The following is a 7641-nucleotide window of genomic DNA, read 5'->3' as shown; positions in this document are numbered from 1 at the left end:
GAAGCCCCTTTTTGTGTTCTGGTTTTGTCTTTTTTTTTTTTCTTGGGGTGTTTTCCCCCCCAACGGGCTCTCTAACGACCGGAGCTGTCACAGCCCTGGACTACGCTGACGGCGATGCCAGATCCGTCCAGCTACCGCCCTGCCCCCGGCACCATCCCGGACTCGCCGGGGGTCTACCGGTTCCGTGATCCCACCGGGCGGGTCATCTACGTCGGCAAGGCCAAGAGCCTGCGCAGCCGGCTCAACTCCTACTTCGGCGACCTGTGGCAGCTGCACCAGCGCACCCAGCAGATGGTCACCACCGCCGCGTCGGTCGACTGGGTGACCGTCGGCAGCGAGGTCGAGGCGCTGCAGCTGGAGTACCTCTGGATCAAGGAGTACGACCCCCGGTTCAACGTCCGCTACCGGGACGACAAGTCCTACCCGTACCTGGCGGTGACGCTGGACGAGGAGTTTCCCCGGCTGCAGGTGATGCGCGGGGCGAAACGCAAAGGGGTGCGTTACTTCGGGCCGTACTCGCATGCCTGGGCGATCCGCGAGACCCTCGACCTGCTACTGCGGGTCTTCCCGGCGCGGACCTGCTCGGCCGGGGTGTTCCGGCAGGCCGGCCAGGTCGGGCGGCCGTGTCTGCTCGGCGACATCGGCAAGTGCTCGGCACCGTGCGTCGGCCGGGTCGACGCCGCCGGGCACCGGGCAATCGTCGACGAGTTCTGCGACTTCATGGCCGGGCGCACCGACACCATGGTGCGCCGGTTGGAGCGGGACATGCACGACGCCGCCGAGGCGTTGGAGTTCGAACGGGCCGCCCGGCTGCGTGACGACGTCGCCGCGCTGCGCAAGGCGATGGAGAAGCAGACCGTCGTGCTCGGTGACGGCACCGACGCCGACGTGGTCGCCTTCGCCGAGGACCCGCTCGAAGCCGCGGTGCAGGTGTTCCACGTCCGCGGCGGCCGGGTACGCGGTCAGCGCGGCTGGGTGGTGGAGAAGGTCGAGCAGCTGACCGCCGCCGACCTCGTCCATCACTTCTGCACCCAGGTGTACGGCCCCGAACAGGGTGAGACCGACGTGCCCCGGGAGTTGCTGGTGCCCGAGCTGCCGGCCGACGCGCCGGCGCTCGCCGACTGGCTGACCGCCCGCCGGGGCGGCCGGGTGACGCTGCGGGTGCCGCAACGCGGCGACAAGCGCGCCCTGATGGAGACGGTGGCCCGCAACGCCGGCGAGGCGTTGACCCGGCACAAGCTGCGCCGGGCCAGTGACCTGACCACCCGCGGCCAGGCGTTGGAGGAGATCGCCGAGGCCCTGGGGCTGGCCGCCGCGCCGTTGCGTATCGAGTGTTTCGACGTGTCGCAGATCCAGGGCACCGACGTGGTGGCCAGCCTGGTGGTGTTCGAGGACGGGCTGCCCCGCAAGGCCGAGTACCGCCGGTTCGCGGTCCGCGGCGCGACCGACGACCTGTCCGCGATGAGCGAGGTGCTGCGCAGACGCTTCGCCCGCCATCGCCAGCCCGCCCCCGAACGGTCGGTGCCTGCTGATGACGTACCGGCGCCGCCGGCCGTGGACGTGGGGCAGCTGCCGGCGGGCGTCGACCCGCAGACCGGGCGGCCGCGCCGGTTCGCGTACCCGCCGCAGTTGGTTGTGGTCGACGGCGGTGCGCCGCAGGTGCAGGCCGCCGCGACGGTGCTGGCCGAGCTCGGCGTCGACGACGTGGCACTGTGCGGGCTGGCCAAGCGGCTGGAGGAGGTGTGGCTGCCCGGCGACGACTACCCGGTGATCCTGCCGCGCACCTCTGAAGGGCTCTACCTGCTGCAACGCATCCGCGACGAGGCGCACCGGTTCGCCATCACCTACCACCGGCAGCGCCGGTCGAAGCGGATGACCGCCTCCGGGCTGGACCAGGTGCCCGGGCTCGGCGAGACCCGCCGCAAGGCGCTGCTGCGGCACTTCGGCTCGGTCCGGCGGATCGCCTCGGCGACCGTCGACGAGATCACCGAGGTACCCGGCATCGGGCGGCGGACCGCGGAGACGATCGTCGCTGCGCTCGCCGGGTCGCCGGATGACGGCGCGGATCGCACCTAGAATCCCATCTGTGGTGCCGACCTGCGCGCACCTGGCGCGCCGCGTACCCGAGGCAGGAGGACCGTGAGGCAGAACAGCCCGAACCCGGGCGACGACATCACCCGGCCGGCCGACGACACACCGGCCAGCGTCGCGGCGGTCGACGACCTGGCCAGCAGCGCCGTACACGACGGCGAACCGGCCGGCACCGTGGCCGACCAGAACGAGGCCCGGCTGGTCGTGGTGACCGGGGTGTCCGGGGGCGGACGCAGCACCGTGGCCCGGGCCCTGGAGAACGTCGGCTACTACGTGGTGGACAACCTGCCGCAGGCGTTGCTGCTCGACATGGCCGAGCTGGCGATGCGGGCCGGCGGGGCGGCCCGGCGTACCGCGATGGTGCTGGACGTGCGCAGCCGTGCCTTCTCCACCGACCTGGTCGGCGCGATCCGGGCGCTCAAGGAGCGCGGATACCAGCCCCGGGTGGTCTTCGTCGACGCCGCCGCCGACGTGCTGATCCGCCGGTTCGAAAGTGTCCGGCGCTCGCATCCGCTGCAGGGTGACGGTCGGCTGGCGGACGGCATCGCCGCCGAGCGGGAGCTGCTCGCCGAGGCCCGCGACCAGGCCGATGTGATCATCGACACCAGCCATCTGAACGAGAACCAGCTCCGGCGCCGGGTCGAGGAGCTGTTCGGCGGCGAGGACGCCCGCCGGCTGCGGATCACCGTGCTGTCGTTCGGCTTCAAGTACGGGCTGCCGCCGGACGCCGACTTCGTGATCGACGCGCGGTTCCTGCCCAACCCGTACTGGGTCCCGGATCTGCGCGAGTACACCGGCCGGGAGGCGTCGGTCAGCGGGTACGTGCTCAGCCAGGAAGGCGCCGATGACTTCGTCCGCAACTACGCCGAGCTGGTCAACGCCACCACCGCCGGGTTCGAGCGGGAGGGCAAACGCTATCTGACCGTGGCGGTCGGCTGCACCGGCGGCAAGCACCGCAGCGTGGCGATCGCCGAGGAGCTCGCCGTACGGCTGCGTCAGGCCCGGCTGTCGGTCAACGCCCAGCACCGTGACCTGGGGCGCGAGTGAGCGCACTGCGGGTGGTGGCCTTCGGCGGCGGGCACGGGCTGGCCGCCTCGCTGCGTGGCCTGCGTCACGCCGGTGCCGAGCTGGCGCTGGACCTCACCGCGGTGGTCACGGTCGGTGACGACGGTGGGTCGAGTGGCCGGCTGCGGGCCGACCGTGGCGCGCTGCCCCCCGGCGATCTACGTCAGGCGCTCGCCGCGCTGGCCGGGCCGGCGTCGGCCGACCAGTTGACCGCCGAGCTGTTCCAGCACCGGTTCGTGCCGGTGCCGGGGGAGGCGCCGGCGACCGACCGTCCTGACCCACTCACCGGGCACGCGGTCGGCAACCTGGTGCTGTGCGGGCTGATGGAGCTGCTCGGCGACCCGGTCGCCGCGCTCGACCACGTCGGCCGGCTGCTCGGCGCGACCGGCCGGGTGCTGCCGATGTCCTGCGAGCCGGTGTCGATCGAAGCCGACGTGTGCGGCGGCGACCCGCGCCGGCCGGCCGACGTAATCACCGTCCGGGGCCAGCACGCGGTGGCGGTCACCCGGGGCCGGGTCGAGTCGGTACGGCTGCAGCCGAAGGCGCCGGCCGCCTGCCGGCCGGTGCTGGCGGCGGTGCGCGACGCCGACTGGCTGATCTTCGGGCCGGGCAGCTGGTACACCAGCGTCATCCCGCATCTGCTGGTGCCGGACCTGGCCGCCGCGATCGTGGCCAGCCCGGCCCGTCGGCTGGTCACCCTGAACCTGGCGGCGGAGAAGGAGACCCTCGGGCTGTCGGTCGCCGACCACCTCGCCGCGCTCAGCTGGTACCTGCCGCAGCTGCAGGTCGACACGGTGCTCGCCGACGGTACGGCGGTCGGCGATCCCGAGCCGGCGGCCCGTGCGGCAGAATCGCTGGGTGCGCGTTTGACGCTCGCCCCGTTGGCGGTCGCCGACGGCAGCCCCCGGCACGATCCGGTCGCGTTGGGTGCCGCCCTGGTGCCTGTCCTGGGGTCCGCTCGTTAAGCACGTACGTATCGGTACCCGCCGTCTAACCGGCCCCCGTGAGGTGAATGACTATGGCGATGACCGCTGCCGTCAAGGACGAGCTGAGCCGGGTCGACGTGCCCAAGCCGTGCTGCCGTCGTGCCGAGATGGCCGCGTTGCTGCGCTTTTCCGGCGGGCTGCACATCGTCGCCGGCCGGGTCGTCGTCGAGGCCGAACTGGACACCAACGCGGTCGCCCGGCGGCTGCGCCGGGAGGTGGCCGACGTCTACGGCTACTCGAGTGAGATCCACGTGCTGAGCCCGAGCGGGCTGCGTAAGGGCAACCACTTCATCATCCGGGTGGTCAAGGACGGTGAGGCGTTGGCCCGCCAGACCGGGCTGCTGGACGTTCGGGGTCGGCCGGTGCGTGGCCTGCCGCCGCACCTGGTGTCGGCGAACGTCTGCTGCGCCGTGTCGGCCTGGCGGGGCGCGTTCATGTCGCACGGGTCGTTGACCGAGCCGGGCCGGTCCAGTGCGTTGGAGATCACCTGCCCGGGGCCGGAGTCGGCGCTGGCGCTGGTCGGTGCCGCCCGGCGGCTGGGGATCGCCGCCAAGGCACGCGAGGTGCGCGGCGTGGACCGGGTGGTGGTCAAGGACGGTGACGCGATCGCCGCGCTGCTCACCCGGATCGGCGCGCACTCCAGCGTGCTGACCTGGGAGGAGCGGCGGGTACGCCGGGAGGTGCGGGCCACCGCGAACCGGCTGGCCAACTTCGACGACGCCAACCTGCGCCGCTCGGCACGCGCGGCGGTGGCCGCCGCCGCCCGGGTGACCCGGGCGTTGGAGATCCTCGCCGACGACGCCCCACGGCACCTGACGTCGGCGGGCCGGCTGCGGCTGGAGCACCGCCAGGCGTCGCTGGAGGAGCTGGGTGCGCTGGCCGACCCGCCACTGACCAAGGACGCGATCGCCGGGCGGATCCGGCGGCTGCTGGCGCTGGCCGACAAACGGGCCCGCGATCTCGGCATTCCGGACACCGAGGACGCGGTGACGGCGGAGATGCTCGTCGGGTGAACACCAGTTGTGAACCAGGGTGACCGGACGCCCCGGCGCAACACGGCACGGGCTTCTCGGATAGGGTCGCAGTGTACGGCGACGGGGCCGGCACCCGGCTCTCCCGCCGCGACCACCGCCTCGGGTGTCCCGCCCGAGCCACGTACGGCTGCGGCGTGACCAGCCGGATCATCTGATCGGCGCCCGGCCCGCCACGCGGTCGGCGCACACCAATCCGTCCGGCTCCGGCCCGGACGGGCGAGAAGCAAGGAGATGGGACCTGTGACCATCCGGGTTGGCATCAACGGCTTCGGCCGTATCGGCCGTAACTTCACGCGGGCGGTGCTCGCCTCCGGCGCGGACATCCAGATCGTCGCCTTCAACGACCTGGGCGACACCGCGACCACCGCGCACCTGCTCAAGTACGACAGCATCCTGGGCCGGCTGCCGCACGAGGTGAAGGCCAGCGGCGACGAGATCACCGTCGGCGGGCAGACCATCAAGGCGCTCGCCGAGCGCGACCCGGCCAAGCTGCCCTGGGGTGAGCTCGGCGCCGACGTGGTGATCGAGTCGACCGGCTTCTTCACCGACGCGACCAAGGCCAAGGCGCACGTCGACGGCGGCGCCAAGAAGGTGATCATCTCGGCCCCGGCCAAGAACGAGGACTTCACCGTCGTGCTCGGCGTCAACGACGGCCAGTACGACCCGGCGAAGCACACGATCATCTCGAACGCCTCCTGCACCACCAACTGCCTCGCCCCGATGGCGAAGGTGCTGCAGGACACGTTCGGCATCGAGCGTGGCCTGATGACCACCATCCACGCGTACACCCAGGACCAGAACCTGCAGGACGGCCCGCACTCCGACCTGCGCCGGGCCCGCGCCGCCGCGCTGAACATCGTGCCGACCTCGACCGGTGCCGCCAAGGCGATCGGCCTGGTGCTGCCGGAGCTCAAGGGCAAGCTGGACGGCTACGCGCTGCGGGTGCCGATCCCGACCGGCTCGGCCACCGACCTGACCGTCACCGTCGGCCGGGAGACCACCGTCGAAGAGGTCAACGCCGCGGTCAAGGCCGCCGCGCAGGGCCCGCTGGCCGGCATCCTCACCTACACCGAGGACCCGATCGTGTCGGCCGACATCGTCACCGATCCGGCGTCGTGCATCTTCGACGCCGGCCTGACCAAGGTGATCGGCGACCAGGTCAAGGTCGTCGGCTGGTACGACAACGAGTGGGGCTACTCCAACCGCCTGGTGGACCTGGTCAAGCTGGTGGGCGCGTCCCTGTGAGCCAGGTAACCACTCTCGACGACCTTCTCGCCGAGGGTGTGTCGGGTCGGCGCGTGCTGCTGCGCGCCGACCTGAACGTCCCGTTCGAGAAGGACAACCCGGGGGTCATCGCCGACGACGGCCGGATCCGTGCGGTGCTGCCCACCCTGACCGCGCTGCGTGACGCCGGCGCGGCCGTGGTGGTCTGCTCCCACCTGGGCCGGCCCAAGGGCGCCCCGGACCCGAAGTACACCCTGGCCCCGGTCGCCGCCCGGCTCGGCGAACTGCTCGGCACGCCGGTCGCGTTCGCCACCGACACCGTCGGTACCTCGGCGCAGGCCACCGTCGCCGGCCTGACCGGCGGCCAGGTCGCACTGCTGGAGAACCTGCGGTTCAACCCGGGGGAGACCAGCAAGGACGCCGATGAGCGGGGTGCCTTCGCCGACCAGCTGGCGGCGTTCGCCGACGCGTACGTCGACGACGCGTTCGGCGCCGTGCACCGCAAGCACGCCAGCGTGTACGACGTGCCGGCGCGGCTGCCGCACGTCGCCGGCAAGCTGGTGCACCGTGAGGTCGAGGTGCTCGGCAAGCTGACCGGCGCACCGGAGCGGCCGTACGTGGTGGTGCTCGGCGGGTCGAAGGTCTCCGACAAGCTCGCCGTCATCGAGGCGCTGCTGCCGACCGTCGACAAGCTGCTGGTCGGCGGCGGCATGTGTTTCACCTTCCTCAAGGCCCAGGGCCACGAGGTCGGCAAGTCGCTGCTGGAGGCCGAGATGGTCGACACCTGCCGCGACCTGCTGGAGCGGGGTGCCGGCAAGATCGTGCTGCCGGTGGACGTGGTGGCCGCGACCGCCTTCGCCGCCGACGCCGACCACGATGTGGTCGACGCCGCCGCGATCCCGGCCGACCGGCTCGGGCTGGACATCGGTCCGCGCAGCGTCGCCGCGTTCGCCGAGGCCCTCGCCGGGGCGCGGACGGTCTTCTGGAACGGACCGATGGGTGTGTTCGAGCTGGCCCCGTTCGCCGCCGGCACCCGGGGCGTCGCCGAGGCGATCACCAAGGTCGACGGCTTCACCGTCGTCGGCGGCGGCGACTCGGCGGCAGCGGTGCGCACCCTCGGCCTCGACGAGTCCGCCTTCGGGCACATCTCGACCGGCGGGGGCGCCTCGCTGGAGTACCTGGAGGGCAAGACCCTGCCCGGCATCGCCGCCCTGGAGAAGTGAGAGCAGTGCCTGAGACCG

General features: G+C 72.2%; 6 protein-coding genes. All 6 read left to right on the top strand.

All coding sequences use genetic code 11. From position 1 onward, the window contains the following. The first annotated feature begins 114 nt into the window (after nucleotides 1–114). The 6 genes from uvrC to ACXAHD_RS16790 all read left to right on the top strand — a co-directional run bounded on the left by uvrC (nucleotide 115) and on the right by ACXAHD_RS16790 (nucleotide 7623). Nucleotides 115–2076: an excinuclease ABC subunit UvrC gene (gene uvrC / locus ACXAHD_RS16815; RefSeq protein WP_289213105.1), complete on the top strand. Its 1962-nt coding sequence runs from the start codon at nucleotides 115–117 to the stop codon at nucleotides 2074–2076. Between the two features lie 189 nt (nucleotides 2077–2265). Beyond that, nucleotides 2266–3138 (top strand): RNase adapter RapZ, encoded by an 873-nt coding sequence (gene rapZ / locus ACXAHD_RS16810; protein ID WP_281555620.1) that lies wholly within the window; start codon nucleotides 2266–2268, stop codon nucleotides 3136–3138. After that, nucleotides 3135–4121 (top strand): gluconeogenesis factor YvcK family protein, encoded by a 987-nt coding sequence (locus ACXAHD_RS16805; protein WP_281550425.1) that lies wholly within the window; start codon nucleotides 3135–3137, stop codon nucleotides 4119–4121. The genes rapZ and ACXAHD_RS16805 overlap by 4 nt, the downstream gene beginning before the upstream one ends. Nucleotides 4122–4174: 53 nt before the next feature. Continuing rightward, on the top strand, nucleotides 4175–5155 hold the full coding sequence (gene whiA / locus ACXAHD_RS16800; RefSeq protein WP_123602428.1) for a DNA-binding protein WhiA: 981 nt from the start codon (nucleotides 4175–4177) through the stop codon (nucleotides 5153–5155). A gap of 261 nt (nucleotides 5156–5416) precedes the next feature. Then, a complete protein-coding gene (gene gap / locus ACXAHD_RS16795; protein WP_281550424.1) occupies nucleotides 5417–6421 on the top strand; it encodes a type I glyceraldehyde-3-phosphate dehydrogenase in 1005 nt (334 codons plus the stop codon). Further along, complete coding sequence (locus ACXAHD_RS16790) at nucleotides 6418–7623, top strand: phosphoglycerate kinase (RefSeq protein WP_282231276.1); 1206 nt, start codon at nucleotides 6418–6420, stop codon at nucleotides 7621–7623. Before gap ends, ACXAHD_RS16790 begins: the two co-directional genes overlap by 4 nt. Nucleotides 7624–7641 lie beyond the last annotated feature (18 nt).

This window comes from Micromonospora sp. ABR4_055 (assembly GCF_056160425.1).
The sequence above is the reverse complement of the archived record's forward strand: the minus strand, read 5'-3'. Positions and strand labels throughout refer to the sequence as shown.

Bases quoted from the DNA above. Each gene is read 5' to 3' on its own strand.
- uvrC (WP_289213105.1), top strand. From the start codon at position 115: ATGCCAGATCCGTCCAGCTACCGCCCTGCCCCCGGCACCATCCCGGAC.
- whiA (WP_123602428.1), top strand. From the start codon at position 4,175: ATGGCGATGACCGCTGCCGTCAAGGACGAGCTGAGCCGGGTCGACGTG.